The organism is Desulfobulbaceae bacterium, assembly GCA_013792005.1.
Classification (GTDB): Bacteria; Desulfobacterota; Desulfobulbia; order Desulfobulbales; family VMSU01; genus VMSU01.
The window spans coordinates 1-22,884 of sequence record VMSU01000146.1 but is presented as its reverse complement, the minus strand read 5'-3'; the positions used below and the strand labels follow the sequence as shown (position 1 = coordinate 22,884).

The following is a 22,884-nucleotide window of genomic DNA, read 5'->3' as shown; positions in this document are numbered from 1 at the left end:
TCAAATTAGACGGTTAAATTTACGAACTGGTGATACTATCGCCGGTCCTATTCGTTCTCCAAAAGAGGGTGAGCGGTACTTTGCTTTACTGAAAGTCGATTCTGTCAACTTTGAAGCACCTGAAAAAAATAGAGAGAAAACATTATTTTCCAACCTGACTCCCCTTCACCCGTGTGAAAGAATCAACCTGGAGGATCAACCCGATAATTTCTCGATGCGGGTTATGAATATCATGTCCCCTATTGGTAAAGGGCAGAGGGGATTGGTGGTAGCGCCTCCGAGAACTGGAAAAACCGTGTTGTTGAAAAAGATTGCCAACAGCATTATTCGGAATCATAAGGAAATTATCCTCATCGTCCTTTTGATCGACGAACGACCGGAAGAAGTCACAGATATGGCTCGTAGTGTTGATGCCGAAGTCGTCAGTTCAACCTTTGATGAGCCACCACAGCGCCATATACAAGTGGCGGAAATGGTTATTGCCAAGGCGAAGCGTCTGGTAGAAGCAAAGAAAGACGTCGTAATCTTGTTGGATAGTATCACTCGCTTGGCTCGGGCGTATAATATCGTGGTTCCTTCCAGCGGTAAAATTTTGTCAGGTGGTGTTGATTCTAACGCTTTGCATCGCCCAAAGCGTTTTTTTGGTGCTGCCCGTAATATCGAAGAAGGTGGAAGTCTGACCATTATGGCGACGGCTTTGGTGGAAACTGGTAGCCGTATGGATGAAGTTATTTTTGAAGAATTTAAAGGAACTGGTAATATGGAGATCATTCTGGATCGAAAAATGTCGGAGCGGAGAATCTATCCTGCCATTGACATGAATCGTTCCGGAACGAGAAAAGAGGATCTTCTTCTTTCTGCCGACGAACTAAACCGTGCCTGGATCCTCCGAAAGCTGTTGTCATCAATGAACCCAGCTGATGCTATGGAGTTTCTGATGGATAGGATGAGGAGCACCAAGACGAATGCTGAATTTTTTCAAACAATGAATACTTGATAAATTATGTCATATGCAGTATTAAGATACGTTTTATAATTGTTGTGTTAATATTATTGAATAGCAAAGAGGAACTTTGATGAAAAATGATATCCATCCAGAATACTATAAGATTTCAGCAACATGTGCCTGTGGCAATAGTGTTGAATTAGGTTCAATCAACCCGGTGATGAAGGTTGAAATATGTTCTAATTGCCATCCATTTTTTACCGGAAAGCAAAAACTTGTCGATACTGCCGGTCGAGTTGACAAGTTCATGAAAAAATACGAAAAGCACTACCAGAAGGCTGCAAAGTAACAAACCCCTGCCTTATTTGGTTTCACACAAGCATCATCAGTCTTTAGATTGTTGATGCTTGTTTTTTTTTATCCATTGGCAAACAATATGTTCTCAAAATTCGAACACTTACATGAAAAACGGTTAGAGTTGGAGGCTAAGCTCTCTGATCCGTCTGTACACTCCAAACCGGCAGAGTATCAACGTATTGCCAAGGAACACTCTCATGTCGTCAAGATGGATGAATTGTATGCTGAGTATCAGCATACAGAATTGCAGTTGCAAGAAAATCAAGATCTGCTTGCCAATGAGACCGATGATGAAATGCTGTCCTTGATTAAGGCGGATGTAACTGAATTAATCAATAAAAAGGTTGATCTGGAGCGGGAGCTTAAAGTTCTGCTTTTGCCACCGGATCCCAATGACCAGAAAAATATCTTACTTGAAATCAGGGCAGGGACTGGCGGTGACGAAGCCGCCTTATTTGTTGCCGATCTTTTCCGGATGTACAGCCGCTATGCCGAGACCCAGAACTGGAAGATTGAGGTTTTAAGCAGTAATGCTATCGGAATTGGAGGGTTTAAGGAAATTATCGCCATGATTAAAGGTGATAAGGTGTTTAGCCGGCTTAAATACGAATCCGGGGTTCATCGGGTTCAGCGGGTACCTGAAACCGAGGCACAGGGGCGGATTCACACGTCAGCTGTAACTGTCGCTGTGATGCCAGAGGCTGAGGATGTTGAGTTGCAAATTCAACCAAATGAATTGCGGGTTGACATATTTCGCTCGTCTGGTCCTGGGGGGCAGAGTGTCAATACCACTGATTCAGCTGTGCGAATTACTCACCTGCCCTCTGGCATGATCGTTACCTGTCAGGACGAGAAGTCTCAGCACAAAAACAAGGAATCAGCAATGAAAGTCATGCGAGCGCGGCTCTTTGATAAGTTGCAGCAAGAACAGCACGATCTAATTTCAGCAACTCGCAAGAGCCAAATCGGCACAGGCGATAGAAGTGAAAGAATCCGCACTTATAATTTCCCGCAAGGCCGTGTCAGTGATCACCGTATTAATCTTACGTTATACAAGATCGAAGAAATCATGTTGGGTAAAATTGATGATCTCCTTGACCCCCTCCTGTCACACTACCAAGCCGAAGTGCTGAAGACAATTCAGTAAGTTTTCGAGATGTTACCCCCTGATGATTTTGATCGATGACAACGATTCTCACATTGTATCACGATGCAGTGAAACGTTTGTCGGCTGCAGAAATAATGGATCCGGAAACGGAAGCAGTTATTCTTCTGCGTCATATATTAAATTGTAGACGTGCAGATATTTTTCTTAACGGACAGCAAACTGCTTCAGCTGACGTAGTAGCATCAGTTGATCAGATAATCACCAGGCGGTTAACGAAAGAACCATTAGCCTATATTATAGGTAATCAAGAATTTTACGGTAGAAAATTTGTCGTGACCCCGGCAGTGTTAATCCCTCGACAAGAGACAGAACTTCTTATCGACAAAGCAAGTTTGGCTCTCCGGGCCATGGAGGATAACAAAAAAATTCAGATCCTCGACCTCGGCACAGGAAGTGGGATTATTGCCATTACTCTTGCTCTTGAGCATCGGCAGATCAGCGTCCTTGCTGTTGATCGATCAATTGATGCCCTCAGCGTTGCCAAAGCCAATGCGCTCTTTCTCGGAGTATCAGATCGGATTCTTTGGTTAAACTCTGATTGGGCTACCACGCTTGGAGACTGTGCTCAATTTGATGTTCTTGCAGCAAACCCTCCCTATGTTGCCAAGTGTGTTCAATCAACGTTGCAACCGGAACTGATAGCCGAACCTGAGATGGCACTGTTTGGCGGCGATGATGGCAGGGATGAAATCTCAAGGATTATCAGTGACTCTTCTCGATTATTACGTCCTGGCGGAGTACTGTTGATGGAGATTGGGTACGATCAGGAGACGTTTGTGACCTCCGCGATGCGTGATACTGAGGCATTTGACGAAGTGATTGTTTATCGTGACTACGCCGGACTTCCTAGACTTCTTAATGCCAGAAGAAAAGAAAAACAATAATTATAGAAATTATGGAACTGCTCAGGTTGTTGGTTTACGATTGACAGTTGACGGTGATTGGGTCCTGCCAATGGCTGAGAACACACTGACATTGAGTATCGTGCGATGATTTATGACTACCCATGATTCTTTTAATCGTAAACCGATAACTGATCACCGTTAACCTGTATAGTTACGAAATTATCATAATTGATATAACCTCCTCTATTGGATAGACCGATACTCTAAGCCCTGGATTAATCTACCCTGGGCAACACATTTAGGTAACTCAGTATGGATAAATTAGTTATTGAGGGTGGCCAACCGCTCTATGGAGAGATCACGATCAGTGGGGCAAAGAACGCTGCCTTGCCTTTAATCGCAGCTACACTCTTGGCACCAGGCAAGCATATTGTCCGCAATGTGCCCAATCTTCGGGATACCAAAACAATTTTCAAGCTCCTGGAATCATTTGGAGCTGTCACTCAATTATCTATAGACGGAATACTTACAGTCAATTCCGACCAGATTACTAATCTTGAAGCCTCATATGACTTGGTCAAGACCATGCGTGCCTCTGTCCTGGTCTTGGGACCACTATTGGCCCGCTTTGGCCGGGCACGGGTTTCGTTGCCAGGGGGGTGCGCCATCGGCGCCAGGCCAATCGATTTCCATCTTCAGGCTTTACAAAAGATGGGGGTTCGCTTGGTTCTTGCTGAGGGGTATGTTGATGCTGTTGTTGATGACTCCTTACAGGGCGCTCCCATTTATTTTGATATTCCCTCGGTTACTGGCACTGAGAATATTCTGATGGCAGCAGTCCTGGCCAAAGGAACTACAGTGATCAAGAATGCCGCTCGCGAACCTGAGGTCGGTAACCTTATCGATATGCTTCGCGCCATGGGCGCTGATATCGAAGGCAAGGATACTGATCGTCTGACGGTTAATGGGGTGACACGACTAAAGGCCACCGATACCTATGTAATTCCAGACCGGATCGAAACTGGTACCTATTTAATTGCAGTTGGGGCTGCCGGTGGTGAGGTGACGGTAAAAGGGTGCCGACCAGGTCATCTCCCCTCTTTGCTCGACAAGTTACGGAGCGCTGGGTTAACTGTCGAGGAGGGAGGGGATAGTATTCAGGTCGCCAGGCATGGCGCGTTGCGAAGTATTGACATTAAGACTATGCCGTTCCCGGGCTTCCCTACCGATCTTCAGGCCCAAATCATGGCACTGATGGCGATGACGGAAGGTGGCCTGTCAGTGATTCATGAAACCATCTTTGAAAACCGATTCATGCATGTAGCTGAACTGCTGAGATTGGGAGCGAATATCAAGGTTGATGGACGAAGCGCTATCGTCAAAGGGACAGGGGGTTATACCGGGGCAAAAGTCATGGCAACCGACCTCAGGGCCAGCGCTTCACTGGTAATTGCCGGGTTGGCAGCCAAAGGAATTACCGAGATATCAAGAATTTACCATTTGGAACGCGGGTATGACAATCTTGCCGGCAAATTACAGGCCCTTGGAGCCAAGATCAATCAGGTGCGCGAATAACAAAAGAAGAAGGGCGTTATTCTCTTAGCAAGCATGATTGGTTTTCTGTAGAGCCAATTGCCCACAGGCTGCCGAGATATCCGCTCCCCGACTTTCTCTGATCATGACAGTGAAACCAGCAGCAAGTAGAATTGCTTGAAAGGCCTCAATAGTCTTGCGTGATGGGCAACGATAGGGGAGGGCAGGACATTCGTTAAAAGGCAGCAAGTTGATTTTACAGGGGATGCCGTGCAGGATCCTGACAAGTTTTCTGGCGGCTGCAACCGAATCGTTGCAGCCATCAATCATCAAGTACTCAATCATGATCCGTCGTCGCTTGGGAACTGGGTATTGACGACAGGCTTCAAGTAACTCTGCCAGAGGGTAACTGTGGTTAATCGGCATCAATTTATTTCTGGTTTCATCGTCAGCAGCATGCAGGGAGATAGCCAAGTTGACCGTTGTCCGCTTGCCGAGTTCTGCCATCTTGGGGACCAGGCCACAGGTGGAAATTGTTATTTTACGATCGGAAAAATTAAGCCCTCTAGAATCGAGCAGAATATCAAGGGCTGTCAATAGATTATCTAGATTGGCCAAGGGTTCGCCCATGCCCATGAACACCAGATTGTTGAGTCTCCCTTTGCCTTGGCGGGCAAGTTCCTCCATCACAAAATGGATTTGATTGACCATTTCTGCTGCAGTCAGGTTTCGTTTGAACCCCATGGTGCCGGTCAGGCAAAAGCTGCAGCTCATGGCACATCCCACCTGGGATGAGACACAGAGGGTATAGCGGTCCTGATCCGGGATAAGCACACTTTCGATATGCTGACCATCATCAAGTATAAAGGCATATTTGACAGCGCCGTCTTCTGACTGCTCTCGTGTCTCTAGTTGAAGCTGACTGATGGTAGCCACTTCCTGTAACATTGATCTAAAGGTGAGAGATATATCGCTCATCTGATCAAACGAACTAATTCCTGGTCGGTAGATCCACGAAAAGATCTGTCGTCCCCTGAAATCTGGCTCTCCCATTGAGCGTACAAAAGTAACAATGCCGTTCAGTGTGAGATTCTTAAGGTCGGTTTTTTTCCTTTTCCCCTCTTGTTCTGAACTGGTTGCTGGGGGATATGGGAGATTGTCTGATGCAGGTAGTGTATTCACAAGGCACGCATATAGTCTGGCATTAAAGGTATCTCACCGGTCAAGGCCTGGTCGATCCTGGTAAGTACTGCCTCTTTGTCTCGTGAGAGACGGCAATCAATGGGCAGGAAATTAGAGGCATGATTCGACTGAAACTGAACCTTGTTAAGGGTGATGTGGCTCACCATAGTCTTTAGTTCCTGTAGCATGATGAGTTCATCTGGCAGTTGAAAACGGCCATGAGCAATATCGTTAGCCAATGAGGTTCCTGGAATCGGCATAACAGTCAGGGCGGCAATCTGATTGGGCGCCATTTGGTTCAAGACCTGCGCGGTGGCAATAGCATGTTGAGCAGATCCATCAACCCCGGCAATTCCCAGGAGGACGGTAACCGACAGGAATATTCCTGCCTCCCGCACTTTCTGAACAGCGTCGATTAATTGTTTTGAGGTGTTGCCTTTCTTGATTGCGGAAAGAACACCATCATCTCCGCTTTCCAGTCCCATATATATTCGGTCAAGACCGAGTTCTCTTAACTTTAGGAGGTCGGCAAGGCTTTTTGATCGAATGCTCTTGCCATTACCATAGAGTCGAACCCTCCGTACGGAGGGCAATTTCCCCTTGATGGCTCCCATAAGGGCAACCAGACGGTGCTGCGGGATGGTCAAGACGTCCCCGTCGGCTAGAAACAGACGGTTGTTGCGCGGATAATACTTAGCAGCATAATCAAGATCGCTGGCAATGATCGCAGGATTTTTGTAGCGAAAAGACTCATCTTGGTATGCCCCGCAGAACGTACATCGATTATGGGAGCAACCTACCGTTACTTGGAGGATAATGCTACCGGCCTCACTGGGAGGCCGGATAACAGTTCCCTGGTAATCCACTTATTCGCTGTGGTGCTTGGCGAAAGCTGCCATAAATTCAACCAGGCGTTCAACCCCTTCCATTGGAAAGGCGTTATAGATCGAAGCCCGGATACCGCCTACCGAACGATGTCCTTTCAGCCCGTTCAGGTCTTGGGCCAATGCTTCCTTGACAAATTGTGCTTCAAGCTCAGGAGTTGGCAAGTTAAAGGTGATATTCATTTGGGAGCGGTACGGCTTTTGGGCGTGTCCCCGGTAGAAGTCAGTGGAATCAATCGCCTGATACACCAGATCTGCCTTTTTTTGGTTCAGTTGCGCAATTGCCGGAACGCCTCCTTGAACTTTAAGCCATTTCAGCACCAGTCCCACGACATAGATAGAAAAACATGGCGGGGTGTTGAACATAGACCCCTTGTCGGCATGGGTTTTATATTTAAACATTGTGGGTAGAGTCGCAGGGGCTTTGTCGAGCAGATCATCACGGATGATTACTATTGTACAACCGGCTGGACCCATATTTTTCTGCGCACCGGCGAAGATGATGCCAAACGAAGAGACATCAACCGATCTGGAGAGAATGTCAGAACTCATATCACAGATCATGGTTGTTGCGGTCTTGGGAAACTCATGAAACTGGGTGCCAAAAATAGTGTTATTTGATACGAAATACAGATACTCAGAAGCATTAGCTGAAGTGAAATCGAGGTTTTCAGGGAGACGGTCAAACGTTGTTGCTTCACTGGAAAACGCAACATCAACATCACCAATCAGCTTAGCCTCCTTGATTGCATTTTTTGACCAGGTTCCGGTATTGAGATAGGTCGCTTTTTTCCCTGTCCCCAACAGGTTCATGGGAACCATAGCAAATTGGGTCGAGGCGCCACCCTGAAGGAAGAGGACTTTGTAATTGTCTGGGATGCCCATCAGCTCACGCAGCAAGGACTCGGTTTCGTCGGTTACCGCTATGAAATCCTTACTGCGATGGCTCATCTCGATCAAACCGATACCACTGTTGTTGTAGTTGACAATATCTTTAGCCGCCTGCTGTAAAACCTCTTGGGGAAGGGTGGCAGGACCGGCACTGAAATTAAATACTCTTGCTGGCATCGGGGTCTCCTGGTATTGGGGTTGTTATAAAAAAAGAATAAAAGTTTTAAAGGTAACTGCTGTGTAGTAGCGCTTAAGTGATCAAACTGAATAGATCTCTCTGGACAAGGGCGCAGACTGTTCTGCTATAATATTTTATTAAGGTTGACATCATACCTCAAACAGGAAAAACTGCCACAATCAGTTGATGATTAGAATTTTTTTTTAGCAAGCATATTTAGGGTGCCATGGATTTAGAGCAGCAAAGAGAAGAGGAAGCAATCGGACAACCAATAATTATCTTGGTTGGACCAACTGCTATTGGCAAAACAGAACTTGCCTTAACCGTGGCAGAGACGTTCGGGTGTGAGATAGTCGGTGTTGATTCGGTTCAAATTTACCGATTCATGGATATTGGCACAGCAAAGCCAACGGATTTGGAGCGGGGGAGGGTGCCCCATCATTTGATCGATTATATTCTTCCGGATGAAGAGTATAGTGCCACGCGATTTGTTGCGGATTGCCAGGATGCCATCCAACAAATTCAGAAAAATGGTAAGATTCCCCTATTAGTTGGCGGAACTGGGTTATATTTTTCGGCATTAGAGAAAGGAATTTTCGTTATGCCTGAGATCCCCCCGGACATTCGGCATAAAATTAAGGAAGATCTGCATACTCTTGGTCGAGATGTTTTATGGCAGGAGTTAACTCGATGTGATCCCAATACATCAAACCGTATTCATCCTAACGACACGTATCGCTTACTTCGGGCTTTAGAGATAGTGCGGAGCACGGGTGTTCCCTGGTCGGAATTCATTGCTCGCCATCAGCAACAGCAACAAACAAAAGCCAAGGTGGCCAAGATTGGCCTTGCTCGTGATCGTAATGAGTTGTATGCACGGATTGAGCAACGGGTTGGCAATATGGTCAATACCGGACTTTTGAAAGAAGTAGAAAAGTTGTTGGCCCTGGGCTACCCAAAAACTCTCCACTCCATGCAATCGTTGGGGTATCGGCATATACATAACTATTTGGATGGTGAATGGACTTGGGGTAAAAGTATTGAGCTGCTGGTCCGAGACACTAGGCGTTATGCCAAACGACAATTAACATGGTTTCGAGCTGATCAAGAAATAACCTGGTTTCATCCCAAACAAGTTAAAGAAATTATTACGGCTGTTTCTGCTTATTTGACTGGATTGAAAAATAATTAAATAAATATATTAATTTTTATATTTAACAATAAGGGAATACGTAATATTTTGAATATTGATTTTGGAGAAAGTCACACGGGGCAAGCATGGCGATTCACCCCGCCCCAGACCTCTGTGCTTTCTGTTTTACAGTCGAACCGTACTATCTCCCCCCTCTTAGCTTCATTACTGGCGCAACGTGGAATTCTGACTTCAGAGGCAGCGACTGATTTCCTGGCTACCACGCTGCGCTCCCTACCATCACCCCTATTAATGAAGGGAATGGCCGATGCTGTAGGTTTGATTTACAGAGCGATCAAGAATAATACTCTTATTATCATCTATGGCGATTATGATGTCGATGGCGTTACCGCAACAGCGCTTCTCATCAGGTTTCTCACTGAGCTTGCCGCTGACTGCCAGTCATGCCATCCCGATCGGTTTGTCAATGGTTATGGGCTAAATGCTGAACTGGTCGAGACGACATTCCCTAATCGCACGGGACTTGTTATTACTGTAGACTGTGGAATTTCAGACTTGGAGGAGGTTAAGCGATTAGTTGAACGAGGCTGGCAGGTGATTATAACTGATCACCACCAGCCACCACTGACACTGCCGAAGGCCCATGCTATTATCAACCCATGGCAGGAAGGGTGCCAATTCCCAAGCAGAGATTTGGCCGGAGTAGGGGTGGCATTTTATCTTGTAATGGGTATACGGTCACATTTTCATCAGCAACACTTCTGGCGCAATACCCCCCCACCTAACTTAAAAAAATATCTTGATCTGGTAGCAGTGGGTACAATTTCAGACATGGTCCCACTGCAGGGGGTGAATCGAGTTTTGGCGAAGGCTGGTCTTGAGGTCTTATCCAGAACGGAAAATCAAGGACTTTCGGCAATTATGGGGAGGTGTCATATCCAAAAAGGCCAGAAGGTTACTCATGAAGATATCGCTTTTCAAGTCGGTCCACGCCTTAATGCAGCAGGACGCATGGGGGATGCAAGCCGAGCATCAACCCTGTTAGCAAGTGAAAACAACCAGCTTGTTGTCGACTTGGCGAACAATATTGAACTTGCGAACATGGATCGCCGGGAGCAAACCAGCAAGCTTGTCAATCAGGCAATCGAAAAGGTGATGGAACAAGGTGAGGAAAGCCATCCTTGCATCATCCTTCACGGAACGCAGTGGCACCTTGGTATTTTAGGCATAGTTGCCTCTAAGCTTGTTGATATCTTTCACAAACCAGCCATTGTTTTTGGCGGGGAGGGTGTTCTTAAAGGGTCAGCTCGTTCTATTCCTGGTGTGAATATTCACAAGCTAATTGCTGAGTGTGCCAAAGAGGGAAGGATTCTTGGCTATGGCGGGCACAGCAACGCCGCAGGCATGTCCATCATGGAGAATGATCTCTTTAATTTTCAGTCTGTTATGCACAATAAATTTATTACGGCTATAGAACCTGCCATGGAGAGGACATACCTTGCCGCAGACTATATTGTCGATAGTAAGACTAGCTTTACAGAACTTGAACAGGCGTGGAGTCAGCTTGCGCCATACGGCCAAGGAAATCGTGAACCCATTTTTATAACTGGTGAGCCATGCAGGTTGAGAAATATGCAAGTTATTGGTAAAGAGAAAAATCACATGCGCTTTTCGGTTTACTTGGGAGGACGTTGGTTAGATGGAATAGGTTTTGGTTTTGGAAGTATCGCGACAAGAGGAGTCGCCGGTGAAACTGAACTCTCTATCGCGTTTTCACTGAGAGAAGATCGGTTCAATGGGTATACCAAGATAAAAATCGGACTTGTTGATGTCTTTACTGATTGGCAGAAGGTAACAGTTTAATTTCATTACCATTCACTCCTGTAAACATAATATATATTATGCGACGTTGACCCACATGTGATTTTTTGCTCCCGCTGCCCAAAAAGGCATTCGCTTCATCGGGTAAATTTATTATTAAAATTAACTTTCAATGATTAATCTTTGTTTTTTCATATATTTCAGCTAAAGGATTTCATGTATGGACCGTACTATCTATCAAGAGCCGTTGGTTAGCAGATACACAAGTAAGGAGATGCAGCACCTCTTCTCTGAGCAAAAAAAATTCGAGACCTGGCGTCAGTGCTGGATCGCTTTGGCTGAAGCTCAACATGAACTGGGGCTTGGATTGGTCACGGCAGAAATGGTCGATGAATTAAAGCGCCATGCCCTAGATATAGATTTCGATCTGGCAGCTCGCAAAGAGAAAGAAATCCGTCACGATGTTATGGCCCATGTCTTTGCTTATGGCCAGAAGTGCCCCTTGGCCGAGCCCATAATTCATCTTGGAGCCACTTCTCAATTCGTTGGTTGCAATGCTGACCTGCTTATCCAGAAAGAAGCGTTGCAGCTTGTCAAGAAAGGGCTTGTTAATGTTATCGCCAACCTTGCCAGGTTCAGCATGACACACAAGGATCTGGCCACTTTGGGGTACACTCACTATCAGGCTGCGCAGCCTACCACAGTTGGTAAGCGCAATACGCTGTATCTGCAAGATTTACTGATGGATCTCGACTATCTTGAAGCGCTTGAGTCTCAAATCAAAGCTCGTGGGGCCAAGGGTACTGTCGGGACCCAGGCGTCTTTTATGGACCTTTTTGCTGGCGATCACCAGAAAGTTAAGGATCTTGATAAGTTAGTTTCAATAAAGCTTGGATTTACCGATGTTTTTGATGTTACAGGTCAGACTTATACTCGCAAGCTTGACATGAAGACCGCTGAAACGCTTGCCGGTATCGGTGCCACTGCTCATAAATTTGCTGTTGACTTGAGGCTATTGTCAAATCTTAAGGTGCAAGAGGAACCATTTGCCAAAGATCAAGTGGGGAGTTCGGCGATGGCCTATAAACGCAATCCTATGCGTAGTGAGAGGATGACTGGATTATCTCGTAAGTTGATGGGGTTGCCTGCTGACTTTGCTGCGACTTATGCCAATCAGTGGTTTGAGCGGACCTTGGATGACTCTGCCATCCGTCGAATGGATATCCCTCAGGCCTTCTTGTTGACGGATGCGATTCTAAAGCTATTTGTTAACATAACTGATGGAATGGTTGTTTACCCAAAGCAAATTGAACGTCATCTTTCGCAGGAAATTCCATTTATGGCCACAGAAAAGATATTAATGGCCTGTGTGGAGCGAGGAAAGAGTCGTCAGGAAATGCATGAAGTGATCAAAGTTCACTCTATTGCCGCTGGGTTGGTTGTGAAGCAAGAAGGAAAGGATAATGATCTTCTCGTGCGTCTTGGCAACGATCCAACTGTTCCTTTTTCCCCTGAGGAACTCCTTGCCCTGATCGCCGATTCAGGACAGTTTACCGGTAGGGCTAGTGCTCAAACTACAGAATTTATTTGTAACGTGGTCGAACCAAGACTCTCCATGCACCAACACATGCTTAATTGCGATTATGGAGATATTCAGATATGACGACTGAGTTTGGAACCATTTTGTTGAAAATTACCCCTCATCGCATCGGATTTATTAAATTTATCCTTGAGGGGTACGATGGCATGGCACTCGTGTCTACTGTTGACTCAAAGAGTGGGTCTATTATTATTCGCTATCCCCTTTCGTTTCATGACAACCTAACAGCAATCATTGCTGACTTGTCACCGTTACTTTTTGGTGAGGTCATTATTAATCAACAAACGTTGACGCCAAATGGCCTTAACCATAAACAACAAAACTCTTCTTTTACTAAGTTGCCGCATTGATTGTTACAAATTGGGTCATACTTTGAATGATCTGATCTAATATATAGTGTCACATATGGATCAACGGCCAATCAAGGTAGTTAATAAATTTTATTATATCTCAGAAGCAAGTGACTAATAATACATTATTTTACATAGAAACATTCGGTTGTCAGATGAATGATCGTGACTCGGAAATCATGGCCCAATTGATGTCCGAAAACTCATTGCCAGCCAATGATATCGCTGATGCTGACATCGTATTAGTCAACACCTGTAGCATTCGAGAAAAAGCAGAACAGAAAGCATTTTCTCTTCTTGGTCAGTTAAAGGCCTTGAAACAAAAAAAAGAGGGGTTGATCATTGGAGTTGTTGGTTGTGTTGCCCAACAAGAGGGGCAAAAAATATTACAGAGAATGCCGTATGTTGACTTAGTGCTGGGGCCGCAGAACATTTACAACCTCCCTGCTCTACTTGATGACCTCAAGTGTGACCGCAAGCGGATTGTCGCCATTGATCAATCGCCCTCCTTCGTAATACCTCCTTTTCTGCCAGAAATGGGACGTGGCCCCAGTCATAAAAGGTTCGTCACTATTATGCAGGGATGTAATAATTTTTGCACTTATTGTGTCGTTCCCTTTACCAGAGGGAGGGAGGTAAGCCGTCTTTTTTCAGACATTATTGCTGAGGCCAGACTGCTCGTTGACCATGGGGTTAAGGAAATCACCCTACTTGGCCAAAATGTTAATTCCTACGGACGAGATCAACAGGGCAAACAAATTCACACCTTTGCAGAATTGCTTCGGGCTGTAGCTGGGCTTGATGGCTTGGAGCGTCTCCGTTTCACCACCTCAAACCCTAAAGATCTTACGACTGAACTGACGCAGACTTTTGCCGACCTCCCTGTCCTCTGCTCTCATTTTCATCTTCCGGTTCAGTCCGGTTCTGACCAGGTACTTAAGCGAATGAATCGTAATTATACCCGAGATCGCTATTTGGCTTTAGTCGATGAGTTGCGAACAAGCCGACCGGATATTGCAATCACCACTGATATCATTGTTGGTTTCCCCGGTGAAACAGAGGCGGATTTCGAAGAGACTTTCGCACTTGTTAACGAAGTTCGTTATCATGGAGTATTTTCGTTTAAGTATTCTGATCGTCCCCAGGCAAAATCTGTTGATTTTGACAACAAATTGTCAGAAGAAATCAAGACTGAGCGACTTGCCAGATTGCACAAAAAAATTGACGAGATCGTCTTTGAACGTAACCGTGAATACCATAACCGTCTAGAGCGGGTTATGGTAGAGAGTGAACAAGTTAGTAAAGACGGCCAATGGCATGGGCGGACAAGTTCCAACCATATAGTTCATTTTGAGTCCACTGTGCCATTGTTCCCTGGGCAGATGGTCGATATTTTAATTACTGAAGCTTGCCAACATTCATTACGTGGAGAAATAAAATAATGATTGATCTGCATACCCACACTTTCTTCAGTGACGGCGTCCTGGTACCCGCCGAACATTTGCGCCGGGTAGAAGTTTTGGGTTATCATGCCGTAGCGATTACTGATCATGCCGATTCCTCAAATCTTGATTTTATTGTCCCGCGGATTGTTAAGGTTGCCGCCGACCTTAACCAGCATTCTGTAACGAGACTGATTCCGGGAATCGAATTGACCCATGTGCCACCAGGAATGTTCAAAGATTTGACGGAAGAGGCGCGACGTCTTGGGGCGCTTATTGTCGTGGGCCATGGAGAGACGGTAGTTGAACCGGTTGTACCTGGCACCAATTTGGCTGCCATTGAGGCCGGTGTCGATATCCTGGCTCATCCTGGATTCATTAGTGAAGAGGAGACCAGGATGGCAGCCAGTAGGGGCATACTCCTTGAGTTGTCGGCTCGCAAAGGACACTCTCTAACGAACGGTCACGTTGCAGCCATGGCTTTACGTTTTGGCGCCAAGCTTGTGGTAAATGCTGATGCCCATGGTCCTGGTGATTTTTTAACTGCAAGTATGGCCAAGATCGTTGCTTTAGGCGCTGGAGTGACAGAGGCGGGGTTTGAGCAAATCCGCCGTAATATGGCAGAGTTGGTGGAAAGGGTTACGCAATAAATAAGGTTTGGTTAGGGCCTGATTCAGATCACCCTGGGGGAGTGGATGTTGTAGTGGCGGCTCAATTAAACTAATTCTTCTCAATCATCAAAGTTGACATTGTCTGTGATCGTAGCGGATTTTTTTGAGCCGATACCATCAATTTTCATCAAGGTTTCCTTATCCTTAATCCCCCCTGCCCTGTCCCGATATTGAATGATTGCTTCTGCAATCTTACTGCCAATGCCGGGGATAATCATGAGCGTATCCCGGTCAGCCAGATTGATTGAGATTGGTTGAAAAAATAAGGGGGCTGCATGAGTAGGAAGATGAGTCGACCAGGAAAATCTTTTATCCTGGTTGATATGCAAACCATTGTTGTCGAGCCAATACAACCCTTCAGGGAGATGGTCAGTCCGGTCTGTCCAGACCAGACTGACATTTTCGCTGGGACGAACTCTTAGTGTGGTAAATGAGAGAAGCAATGCAATAAGGTGCGGGATCAAGATCCCAAGACCTACCAAGACCAGAACCAGGGACCGCCGATCTCTGCCATGTCGTTCATTCTTAATTTCTTGATGCGTACCATCAATCATTGTAATGATCATGAGTTAATAATCAGCACCCCTGTTTTTTGGCCTCCTGCTGAGTAAGTTTATCCTTCAGAAGTTTGTAGGAGATACCGTCAACCAGGGCTTGCCAACTGGCCTCGATAATATCATGGGACACTCCGACCGTACCCCACTGACTTTTGCCGTCTGTCGACTCAATCAATACCCGCACCTGTGCTCCGGTGCCATGCTCTGACGCCAAGACCCGAACTTTATAATCGCTGAGGGACATAGTCTCTAGCTGTGGATAAAAACAGGTGAGGCCCTTGCGTAGCGCATTATCCAAAGCATTAACAGGTCCTTCCCCCATAGAGGCGGTGTGTACAGTTTCCCCTCCCACCTCAAGCTGGATGGTGGCCTCGGCCTTGGTCGCCCCTTCAGGGGTATCCTTATGGTTGAGGACAGTGAACCCCTTCAGTTCAAAAAAAATGGGCATTGTCCCCATGGCTCGGCGCATCAATAGTTCAAATGAGGCCTCGGCGCCTTCATATTGAAAGCCCTGGTTTTCCAATTCCTTTAAACGTTTGAGAATTGTAGTTACCAGAGGATCGGTGCTTTCCAGATCCAGACCGAATTTTTTTGCCTTATGCAGCACGTTACTCTTACCAGACTGATCGGAGATAAGAATCCTCCTGATGTTGCCAACCTTTTCTGGAGTAATATGCTCATAGGTTAAAGGATTGCGCTGGACTGCTGCCACATGAATGCCACCTTTATGAGCGAAGGCGGCGGCGCCGACATAGGGTTGGTATTTATTGTGAGGAAGATTGGCCAGTTCATTGACGAAACGGGCGACTTCGGTCAATCTTGACAAATGTTGGGCAGCGGCAAAGGAGCAATTCATTTTTAATGCCAATCCAGGAATAATCGAGGTCAGGTTGGCATTGCCGCAACGCTCTCCAAAACCATTGATGGTACCTTGGATCTGGGTAGCTCCATGGTCGACTGCCACCAGTGAATTAGCAACTGCGGTCTCTGAATCGTTGTGAACATGGACGCCTAGATTTGGTGTAATCTTTTTCTGATCAAAGTAACGCTTCACTTCGTCCATGATGTGGGCGATTTCTGTGGGCAACGTTCCTCCATTGGTATCACAAAGAACCAGGCAGTCAGATCCTGCCTGATAAGCTTTTTCAATGGTGGTCAGGGCATAGCTGGGGTTTGCCTTGAATCCATCAAAAAAATGTTCCGCATCGTAAAAGAGTTTTTCAACATAGGGACGCAGATAGCGAAGGGACTCATCGATAATGGTCAGATTATCCTCTAGTGAAATGCGTAGTGCAATATCAACATGGATATCCCACGTCTTTCCAAAGATGGTTACACATGGTGTCTTAGCTGCGAGCAGGGCCTGAAGGTTTGCATCCTGAGACGCTGGATTACTGAACAGTCTGGTGCTACCGAAGGCCGACAGTTTAGAATGTTTCAGATTATAACTTTGTATCTCTTGAAAAAATTGAACTGAGGTCGGATTTGATCCTGGCCAGCCGCCTTCAATGAAGTCGATCCCCAGTTCATCAAGTTTAAGGGTGATTCGAATTTTATCATCAACAGACAGATTGAAGTTTTCAGCCTGAGTCCCATCTCGCAGGGTGGTATCGTATATTGTTACTTCTTTTACCATGATGTCAAACCTCTTGTATATTCATGGTCAATGCCGATTATAAAAAAGACGGCTTGACCTGCAGACCAAGTCTTAGCAGTTAATCTTGGCCAGGGGCGCTGGCCCTGTGCAAGCCAAAGCCATCATGCAGAGCCCGCACGGCCAGTTCGGTATATTTCTCATCAATAACACAGGAGACCTTAATCTCCGAGGTGCTGATCATTTGAATATTAATCCCCTCGTCAGCCAGAATTCTAAACATAGTGGTAGCAATGCCTGAATGGTTGCGCATCCCGACCCCGACGATGGAGACCTTGGCTATCTGTTCTGAGCCCGAGAGATATCCTTCCCCGATTTCAGAGACAATATCTTTAACGATGGCCATAGCTTTTTTATAGTCTGAACGGGGGACCGTGAAGGTCATATCGGTTAATTCCCCTTCCCTGGTATTTTGAATGATCATATCAACCACAATTCCAGCGCCGGAAATCGGGGTAAAAATTTTAGAGGCTACCCCTGGAACATCATGCACCTTGGACAAGGTAATTCTCGCCTCGTTCTTGTTATAGGTGACCCCGGAAACCATCATTGATTCCATATCTTTATCCTCCTTTACAACCATAGTTCCTTCGGCATCGGTAAATGTTGACCGAACATGAACAGGTACATTATATCGTTTAGCAAATCCCACAGATCGGATATCCAGAACCTTAGCCCCAAGACTGGCCAATTCCAACATTTCATCATAGGATATTCTATCGATCTTGCGAGCGGACGAACAGATATTGGGATCAGTGGTATACACACCCTCCACATCTGTATAGATCTCACATTGATCAGCCTTAAGGGCTGCCGCCAAGGCGACTGCTGTGGTGTCAGAACCTCCTCGTCCTAAGGTGGTTATATCAGCACCCTCAGTAACGCCCTGAAATCCCGCAACCACAACTACCTTACCTTCGTTCAGCCGACTAATAATAGGATCGGTATCGATAGATATTATCCTGGCCTTGGTATGCATGGTATCGGTAGTAATTTTAACTTGGTCACCGAGAAAAGAGATGGCATCATGCCCTGCAGCTTTGACCGCCATGGCAAAGAGCGCGACGGTAACTTGTTCGCCGCTGGAGAGCAGGACATCAAGCTCACGGCTATCCGGCTGGTCTTGCATCTGGTGAGCGAAACCTACAAGCCGATTGGTTTCGCCGGCCATGGCCGATAAAACCACCACCACTTGGTGTCCTTTCTGGGTGTAACTTAAAACCCGTGCGGCCACCGCCTTAATTTTTTCTGGATTAGCGACTGAGGTGCCGCCGAATTTTTGAACAATAAGCGCCATTGGTAGCAAAAACTCCTTATTCTTCGATTAAGATTATTAAGTTAGGAACGTATTGATGGCATCAGAAATCCCATACGTTCAAATTGTGTGGCACGTCTTAAGGTGAATACTAAGATTGTTTTCAGCTCTGTTTATCATACAGTCTGTATCAGAAAATCAACCTCGAAAAATTTGAAATGGATTTGATGAGGTTCTAAAAATAAGAAACAATAATACTATCGAGAGGTTTAATTTGGTACATTTTTTTAATGCAGCTTCAATTTTGGTTAGCAGGGGACCTTTATGAGAAAATTCGGACCAATTCGATCTATTTTAAATAGGCCAATTTTTCTATTTAAAAAAAACAACCTTGTCTTTCAGTGCAGATTTTGGTAGGCAGTATGACATTCATTTCACAAAGACTATTGTGTTTACCCTTGACATCTCTATGAATCCCACCGATGCCGTTGTCAACAGGGACTGCCGCTGCTTGCCACATTGTGGTGGTAATACATAAAATACTAAGGAGCTCAGATTCTTTTTATGAAATTTATTAAAAATATTCGGTTCAGCCTTTTAATTATCAGCACTATTTTTATTGGCAGCGTATTAATTGGTAACATTAAAGACCACTCAGATTCACAACAACCCCTACTTCAAACCTTACTAGAAAAGACTGATACCCTTATTCATGGTGGATCAGGGGGCTTGACGCAACAGGAGGGGGGGAATTTCGTTTCGGATGACAGTTATACCGTCACTGAGGATACCGAGATAAAAGAGCCTTCTGTTCCAGAAATTGCTGGGACAATTAAGCGTGGAGAAACTTTTGATTCCTCCCTTAAGCGACAGAACGTTCCAGTCCAACTTCGTCTGACCATCATCGACGCATTACGCAACAAACTTGATTTTAAAAGGATTAAACCCGCAGATAATTATACCCTCCAAATGGATGGTAACGGTCAACTGGCAAGTTTCAGTTATGAATCAGGCCCACTCGACATTCTTACTATTAAAAATTCCGACGAAGGGTACAAGGTCAGCAAAACACCTATCGAACTGGAACGTAAGAAAGTCAAAATTTCCGGAGAAATTTCCAGCTCATTATTTGCTGCCTTTAACGATAAAAATGAGGATATGCGCTTAGTTTATGCTTTTGCTGATATCTTCTCTTCAAGGATTGACTTCAACACCGAGATTCAGCCAGGAGATAGATACTGCTTGGTTGTTGATAAATTTTTTAAAAATCATAAGCTTGTTGGCTACGGCAAGATCGAAGTCGCCCAGTATTATCGGTCAAATGGAACAACTCTTGAAGCATACTTGTCTGAATCAGCCAAAGGCAAAGATGTTTATTTCGATCAAGATGGGGCGGCGGTAGGGGCATCTTTTTTGCGATCACCAGTGCCGGTTGGCAAGATGACGTCAAAATTTACCTATCAACGTAAACACCCAATTTCCGGTAAGATTAAACCTCATTTGGGCATCGATCTTGCCGCGCCTAGTGGCACACCGATCATGGCTGTTGCAGACGGACGTGTGGTCGAGATAGGGAATAACGGTGGTTTTGGTAAGCAAATTGTGATTGCCCATAGCGGTGATTACAAGACCCACTATGGACATCTGTCACGGTTTAAAAGTGGTCTCCGCCGTGGAAGTGTGGTCAGTAAAAAAGATATTATCGGATATGTCGGTTCGACCGGCATATCGACTGGACCACATCTCGACTATCGGATTCAACATCACATGGTTTTTAAAGATCCATTTGCCATGACCTTCAAGGTTCAAATTGCCCTCACCGGCAAGGAGCTCAAGAAATTTAAAGAGCAGCGTCAAGCTTTGGCTCAAATGGCAGATCTAGACTCTTTCACTCCGCACACACAAACAATTAAAGTCAGCAGTCTGACCATCACCAACAAGGAGCATGACATCTCGCTCCTCCTCTAATTGCGAGGGTTGGAAACAGCGCTTCACTCTATGGTACAATTCGATGATACACGGTTCCATGTTGTACTGGTGGAGCCTGAGATACCTCCTAATACCGGTAGTATAGCCCGTCTCTGTGGCGCTACTAATACTACGTTGCATCTTGTTCATCCACTAGGGTTCAGCACTGATGACCGGTATTTAAAACGGGCGGGATTGGACTATTGGCAACATGTCACTATTATCCACTGGCCAAGTTTTGATGCCTTTGTTGAGGCTCACCCTATCAACAGACTATTCCTCCTCAGTAAGAAATCTACCCGCTCCTACACCCAAGCCCAATTTAGAAAAGGTGATTTATTGGTTTTTGGAAAGGAAACACTAGGACTTCCCGAACATTTCTTATCCACATATCCTGAAAGATGCTATACTGTCCCAATGGCAAATGCGAATATCCGTAGTTTGAATTTGGCGATGACAGCAGGAATAGTACTCTACGAAGCCTTACGGCAACAAGAGTATGCATCGGACGAGGATAGAAATCATGGATGACCGCTATGACTGTAACCTACCCCCCAATAAGGATATCAAGATTCTGATTGTTGACGATGATCCCATCGTCCTCTCTGTGATGGAGAGCATTATTGCGGCACATGGATACCCCTTGTCGACCGCTACTGATGGCAAACAAGCTCTGGAAGTGTTGCATAAGGATAAGTTCTCAATTGTCATCACCGACATTAACATGCCAGTGATGAATGGCATGGACCTGCTTAAAAATGTTAAAGCCGAATTTCCCAAAGTCGGCGTCATCATGGTTACTGGCTATAGTGAGGATTATAGCTATATGGATGTTATTAATGCTGGCGCCATTGATTTTATGACTAAACCATTCAATGGACCGGAGCTTGTTGCCAAGTTGCGGAGAGTCATCCGTGAGCAAGCTTTGATTCATGAATTAGAAAAAAGGTCAACAAGTGACGCACTAACCGGCCTCTATAACCGTCGTTATTTCGATATCAAAATTGTTGATGAAATACACCGGGCCATTCGTCAGGAGTATAGCATCTTTTTATCATTTATTGATATTGATCGCTTCAAGGGCTATAATGACACGTTAGGACATCAAGCCGGAGATACTGTGTTGGCAACGCTGGGGCATATTTTAAAGAATTGCGCTCGGCGTGGGGTTGATTGGGCTTTTCGCTACGGAGGAGATGAATTTGCTATTCTCATCTCCCAGACCACCACTGCTCAGGCAATCAAAATTAACGAAAGGATATTGGCCACCTACATGGAGTATGATTATGGTGACACCAGTCTCAGTTGTGGGTTGGGAGAGTTCAGGCGGAACCAGAATTTGACCTGGCAGGACAATATCAACGATTTCATCAAGAGTGTTGACCGGGCTCTCTATGATGCCAAACACGCCGGTCGAGGACGGATTGTTTGGTTTGAGTAGGATTTTCAGTCTACTCGATAATCTGTCGAGGCATTTCCATTGATGACCTGCTCAATTTAGCCGCTGTCCGCCACTACTGCCGGTATTCCTTTTGTCAGATGTGGCACTCGAGATGCGTCTTCACCAATGTTCCGTTGGAGCATCGTGGACACGTTGCGAATACACTTGTTGATTCTGTTGAATCGACACCCTTTATTTCTCTCCCATTGGCACTAAGCGTTGATGTTCAACTATTTTGGTTGTGGAATCAAGCACTGCCAACAATGGTAGAGAGATGGCCAATGTTATCATTGACCTTTTCAGCTTGGTTAGACATGTCCGTGGCAATGGCCGCGCTCTCCTCGGCAAGTGCGACATTACTCTGCGTAACGGCATCAATCTCATTCATTGCCTGACTGATCTGCCCCATCCCGGTGGCCTGCTGGCGGCATGCTAAAGCAATTTCAGAAACCAACCCACCAACTTTACTGGAATTTTCAACTATAGAGGAAAAGGTTTGTGCCGTTGTCTTCGCAATTACTTGTCCTTCTTTGATTTTCTCAACGGTTTCACTAATCAGGTGATTGGTTTCACGAGCTGACTGGGCTGCATTCATCGCCAGATTTCTGACCTCATCTGCGACAACCGCGAACCCGGCTCCTGCCTCACCAGCGCGTGCCGCTTCAACCGCGGCATTAAGCGCAAGCAAGTTGGTCTGAAAAGCTATGGAGTCGATGGTTTTGACGACTATCAGGGTTTTGTCGCTGGCTGTGGCGATACCTTCCATTGCCTGTATCAGCCGATTCATACTTGAGTTTCCATCTGCGATAAGCTGAGAGGTGGATCTGATTAATGAGTCCGCCGTAGTGGCGCTATTGGCGTTGACAGAGGTCATTGATGAAATTTCCTCAAGCGACGCCGATGTTTCTTCGGTGGAGGCGGCCTGAGAGGAAGAGCCATCGGCAATTGCCTGGCTTGCCGATGAAACCTGTTCTGCTAAAGAAAAGAT

Annotated in this window: 21 protein-coding genes; 14 read left to right on the top strand and 7 right to left on the bottom strand. The window is 45.6% G+C overall.

The window, feature by feature from the left end; genetic code table 11:
* From FP815_08985 to murA, 5 genes are all read left to right on the top strand, one after another.
* On the top strand, positions 1 to 997 hold a 997-nt coding region (locus FP815_08985), incomplete at its 5' end, for a transcription termination factor Rho (GenBank protein MBA3015075.1).
* A 79-nt stretch (positions 998 to 1,076) separates the two neighbouring features.
* A complete protein-coding gene (rpmE, locus tag FP815_08980; GenBank protein ID MBA3015074.1) occupies positions 1,077 to 1,295 on the top strand; it encodes a 50S ribosomal protein L31 in 219 nt (72 codons plus the stop codon).
* A gap of 87 nt (positions 1,296 to 1,382) precedes the next feature.
* Entirely contained in the window at positions 1,383 to 2,450 is a 1,068-nt protein-coding gene (gene prfA, locus FP815_08975; protein ID MBA3015073.1) for a peptide chain release factor 1, read from the top strand.
* A gap of 35 nt (positions 2,451 to 2,485) precedes the next feature.
* A complete protein-coding gene (prmC, locus tag FP815_08970; GenBank protein MBA3015072.1) occupies positions 2,486 to 3,355 on the top strand; it encodes a peptide chain release factor N(5)-glutamine methyltransferase in 870 nt (289 codons plus the stop codon).
* 273 nt (positions 3,356 to 3,628) lie between these two features.
* Positions 3,629 to 4,891 carry a UDP-N-acetylglucosamine 1-carboxyvinyltransferase gene (gene murA, locus FP815_08965; GenBank protein ID MBA3015071.1) on the top strand — a complete coding sequence of 421 codons (1,263 nt, stop codon included), beginning with the start codon at positions 3,629 to 3,631 and terminating at the stop codon, positions 4,889 to 4,891.
* Between the two features lie 24 nt (positions 4,892 to 4,915).
* Here the strand turns inward: murA and rlmN are convergent, their stop codons facing one another.
* The 3 genes from rlmN to serC are packed head-to-tail and all read right to left on the bottom strand — an operon-like array spanning position 4,916 to position 7,983.
* Positions 4,916 to 6,031 carry a 23S rRNA (adenine(2503)-C(2))-methyltransferase RlmN gene (gene rlmN / locus FP815_08960; GenBank protein ID MBA3015070.1) on the bottom strand — a complete coding sequence of 372 codons (1,116 nt, stop codon included), beginning with the start codon at positions 6,029 to 6,031 and terminating at the stop codon, positions 4,916 to 4,918.
* Positions 6,028 to 6,897 carry a B12-binding domain-containing radical SAM protein gene (locus FP815_08955; protein ID MBA3015069.1) on the bottom strand — a complete coding sequence of 290 codons (870 nt, stop codon included), beginning with the start codon at positions 6,895 to 6,897 and terminating at the stop codon, positions 6,028 to 6,030. Before FP815_08955 ends, rlmN begins: the two co-directional genes overlap by 4 nt.
* Positions 6,898 to 7,983 carry a 3-phosphoserine/phosphohydroxythreonine transaminase gene (gene serC, locus FP815_08950; GenBank protein ID MBA3015068.1) on the bottom strand — a complete coding sequence of 362 codons (1,086 nt, stop codon included), beginning with the start codon at positions 7,981 to 7,983 and terminating at the stop codon, positions 6,898 to 6,900. It lies immediately after the preceding gene.
* A 227-nt stretch (positions 7,984 to 8,210) separates the two neighbouring features.
* Here serC and miaA point away from each other — a divergent pair, with 227 nt between their 5' ends.
* The 6 genes from miaA (at position 8,211) to FP815_08920 (ending at position 15,000) form a co-directional block, all read left to right on the top strand.
* Positions 8,211 to 9,176, top strand: coding sequence for a tRNA (adenosine(37)-N6)-dimethylallyltransferase MiaA (gene miaA / locus FP815_08945; protein ID MBA3015067.1), 966 nt, complete (start codon positions 8,211 to 8,213; stop codon positions 9,174 to 9,176).
* Positions 9,177 to 11,000: a single-stranded-DNA-specific exonuclease RecJ gene (recJ, locus tag FP815_08940; protein ID MBA3015066.1), complete on the top strand. Its 1,824-nt coding sequence runs from the start codon at positions 9,177 to 9,179 to the stop codon at positions 10,998 to 11,000.
* A 178-nt stretch (positions 11,001 to 11,178) separates the two neighbouring features.
* Positions 11,179 to 12,621 carry an adenylosuccinate lyase gene (locus FP815_08935; protein MBA3015065.1) on the top strand — a complete coding sequence of 481 codons (1,443 nt, stop codon included), beginning with the start codon at positions 11,179 to 11,181 and terminating at the stop codon, positions 12,619 to 12,621.
* A complete protein-coding gene (locus FP815_08930; GenBank protein ID MBA3015064.1) occupies positions 12,618 to 12,908 on the top strand; it encodes a DUF4911 domain-containing protein in 291 nt (96 codons plus the stop codon). The genes FP815_08935 and FP815_08930 overlap by 4 nt, the downstream gene beginning before the upstream one ends.
* Positions 12,909 to 13,063: 155 nt before the next feature.
* Entirely contained in the window at positions 13,064 to 14,350 is a 1,287-nt protein-coding gene (miaB, locus tag FP815_08925; protein MBA3015063.1) for a tRNA (N6-isopentenyl adenosine(37)-C2)-methylthiotransferase MiaB, read from the top strand.
* A complete protein-coding gene (locus FP815_08920) occupies positions 14,350 to 15,000 on the top strand; it encodes a histidinol phosphate phosphatase domain-containing protein (GenBank protein ID MBA3015062.1) in 651 nt (216 codons plus the stop codon). The genes miaB and FP815_08920 overlap by 1 nt, the downstream gene beginning before the upstream one ends.
* 80 nt (positions 15,001 to 15,080) lie before the next feature.
* Here FP815_08920 and FP815_08915 read toward each other — a convergent pair whose 3' ends face one another.
* The 3 genes from FP815_08915 to FP815_08905 all read right to left on the bottom strand — a co-directional run bounded on the left by FP815_08915 (position 15,081) and on the right by FP815_08905 (position 18,529).
* Positions 15,081 to 15,587 (bottom strand): hypothetical protein, encoded by a 507-nt coding sequence (locus FP815_08915; protein MBA3015061.1) that lies wholly within the window; start codon positions 15,585 to 15,587, stop codon positions 15,081 to 15,083.
* 10 nt (positions 15,588 to 15,597) lie between these two features.
* Positions 15,598 to 17,214 (bottom strand): citramalate synthase, encoded by a 1,617-nt coding sequence (locus FP815_08910; protein ID MBA3015060.1) that lies wholly within the window; start codon positions 17,212 to 17,214, stop codon positions 15,598 to 15,600.
* Positions 17,215 to 17,293: 79 nt separating this feature from the next.
* Positions 17,294 to 18,529: an aspartate kinase gene (locus FP815_08905; GenBank protein ID MBA3015059.1), complete on the bottom strand. Its 1,236-nt coding sequence runs from the start codon at positions 18,527 to 18,529 to the stop codon at positions 17,294 to 17,296.
* 522 nt (positions 18,530 to 19,051) lie between these two features.
* On the opposite strand from FP815_08905, the gene FP815_08900 reads away from it, so the two are divergent.
* The 3 genes from FP815_08900 to FP815_08890 are packed head-to-tail and all read left to right on the top strand — an operon-like array spanning position 19,052 to position 21,896.
* On the top strand, positions 19,052 to 20,455 hold the full coding sequence (locus FP815_08900; protein ID MBA3015058.1) for a M23 family metallopeptidase: 1,404 nt from the start codon (positions 19,052 to 19,054) through the stop codon (positions 20,453 to 20,455).
* 30 nt (positions 20,456 to 20,485) lie between these two features.
* Positions 20,486 to 20,986, top strand: a complete 501-nt coding sequence (locus FP815_08895) for a tRNA (cytidine(34)-2'-O)-methyltransferase (protein ID MBA3015057.1) — start codon at positions 20,486 to 20,488, stop codon at positions 20,984 to 20,986.
* Positions 20,955 to 21,896 carry a diguanylate cyclase gene (locus tag FP815_08890; GenBank protein ID MBA3015056.1) on the top strand — a complete coding sequence of 314 codons (942 nt, stop codon included), beginning with the start codon at positions 20,955 to 20,957 and terminating at the stop codon, positions 21,894 to 21,896. Before FP815_08895 ends, FP815_08890 begins: the two co-directional genes overlap by 32 nt.
* 247 nt (positions 21,897 to 22,143) lie before the next feature.
* Here the strand turns inward: FP815_08890 and FP815_08885 are convergent.
* On the bottom strand, positions 22,144 to 22,884 hold a 741-nt coding region (locus tag FP815_08885; GenBank protein MBA3015055.1), incomplete at its 5' end, for a methyl-accepting chemotaxis protein.

What these genes read in the sequence shown, in the direction of transcription:
- FP815_08935 (MBA3015065.1), top strand. Translation starts at nt 11,179, where the DNA reads ATGGACCGTACTATCTATCAAGAGCCGTTGGTTAGCAGATACACAAGT.
- prmC (MBA3015072.1), top strand. Translation starts at nt 2,486, where the DNA reads ATGACAACGATTCTCACATTGTATCACGATGCAGTGAAACGTTTGTCG.
- FP815_08905 (MBA3015059.1), bottom strand. Translation starts at nt 18,529, where the DNA reads ATGGCGCTTATTGTTCAAAAATTCGGCGGCACCTCAGTCGCTAATCCA.
- FP815_08920 (MBA3015062.1), top strand. Translation starts at nt 14,350, where the DNA reads ATGATTGATCTGCATACCCACACTTTCTTCAGTGACGGCGTCCTGGTA.
- FP815_08890 (MBA3015056.1), top strand. Translation starts at nt 20,955, where the DNA reads ATGCATCGGACGAGGATAGAAATCATGGATGACCGCTATGACTGTAAC.
- miaB (MBA3015063.1), top strand. Translation starts at nt 13,064, where the DNA reads ATGAATGATCGTGACTCGGAAATCATGGCCCAATTGATGTCCGAAAAC.
- rpmE (MBA3015074.1), top strand. Translation starts at nt 1,077, where the DNA reads ATGAAAAATGATATCCATCCAGAATACTATAAGATTTCAGCAACATGT.
- FP815_08910 (MBA3015060.1), bottom strand. Translation starts at nt 17,214, where the DNA reads ATGGTAAAAGAAGTAACAATATACGATACCACCCTGCGAGATGGGACT.
- FP815_08900 (MBA3015058.1), top strand. Translation starts at nt 19,052, where the DNA reads ATGAAATTTATTAAAAATATTCGGTTCAGCCTTTTAATTATCAGCACT.
- FP815_08895 (MBA3015057.1), top strand. Translation starts at nt 20,486, where the DNA reads ATGGTACAATTCGATGATACACGGTTCCATGTTGTACTGGTGGAGCCT.
- miaA (MBA3015067.1), top strand. Translation starts at nt 8,211, where the DNA reads ATGGATTTAGAGCAGCAAAGAGAAGAGGAAGCAATCGGACAACCAATA.
- FP815_08915 (MBA3015061.1), bottom strand. Translation starts at nt 15,587, where the DNA reads ATGATCATTACAATGATTGATGGTACGCATCAAGAAATTAAGAATGAA.
- serC (MBA3015068.1), bottom strand. Translation starts at nt 7,983, where the DNA reads ATGCCAGCAAGAGTATTTAATTTCAGTGCCGGTCCTGCCACCCTTCCC.
- prfA (MBA3015073.1), top strand. Translation starts at nt 1,383, where the DNA reads ATGTTCTCAAAATTCGAACACTTACATGAAAAACGGTTAGAGTTGGAG.
- murA (MBA3015071.1), top strand. Translation starts at nt 3,629, where the DNA reads ATGGATAAATTAGTTATTGAGGGTGGCCAACCGCTCTATGGAGAGATC.
- FP815_08930 (MBA3015064.1), top strand. Translation starts at nt 12,618, where the DNA reads ATGACGACTGAGTTTGGAACCATTTTGTTGAAAATTACCCCTCATCGC.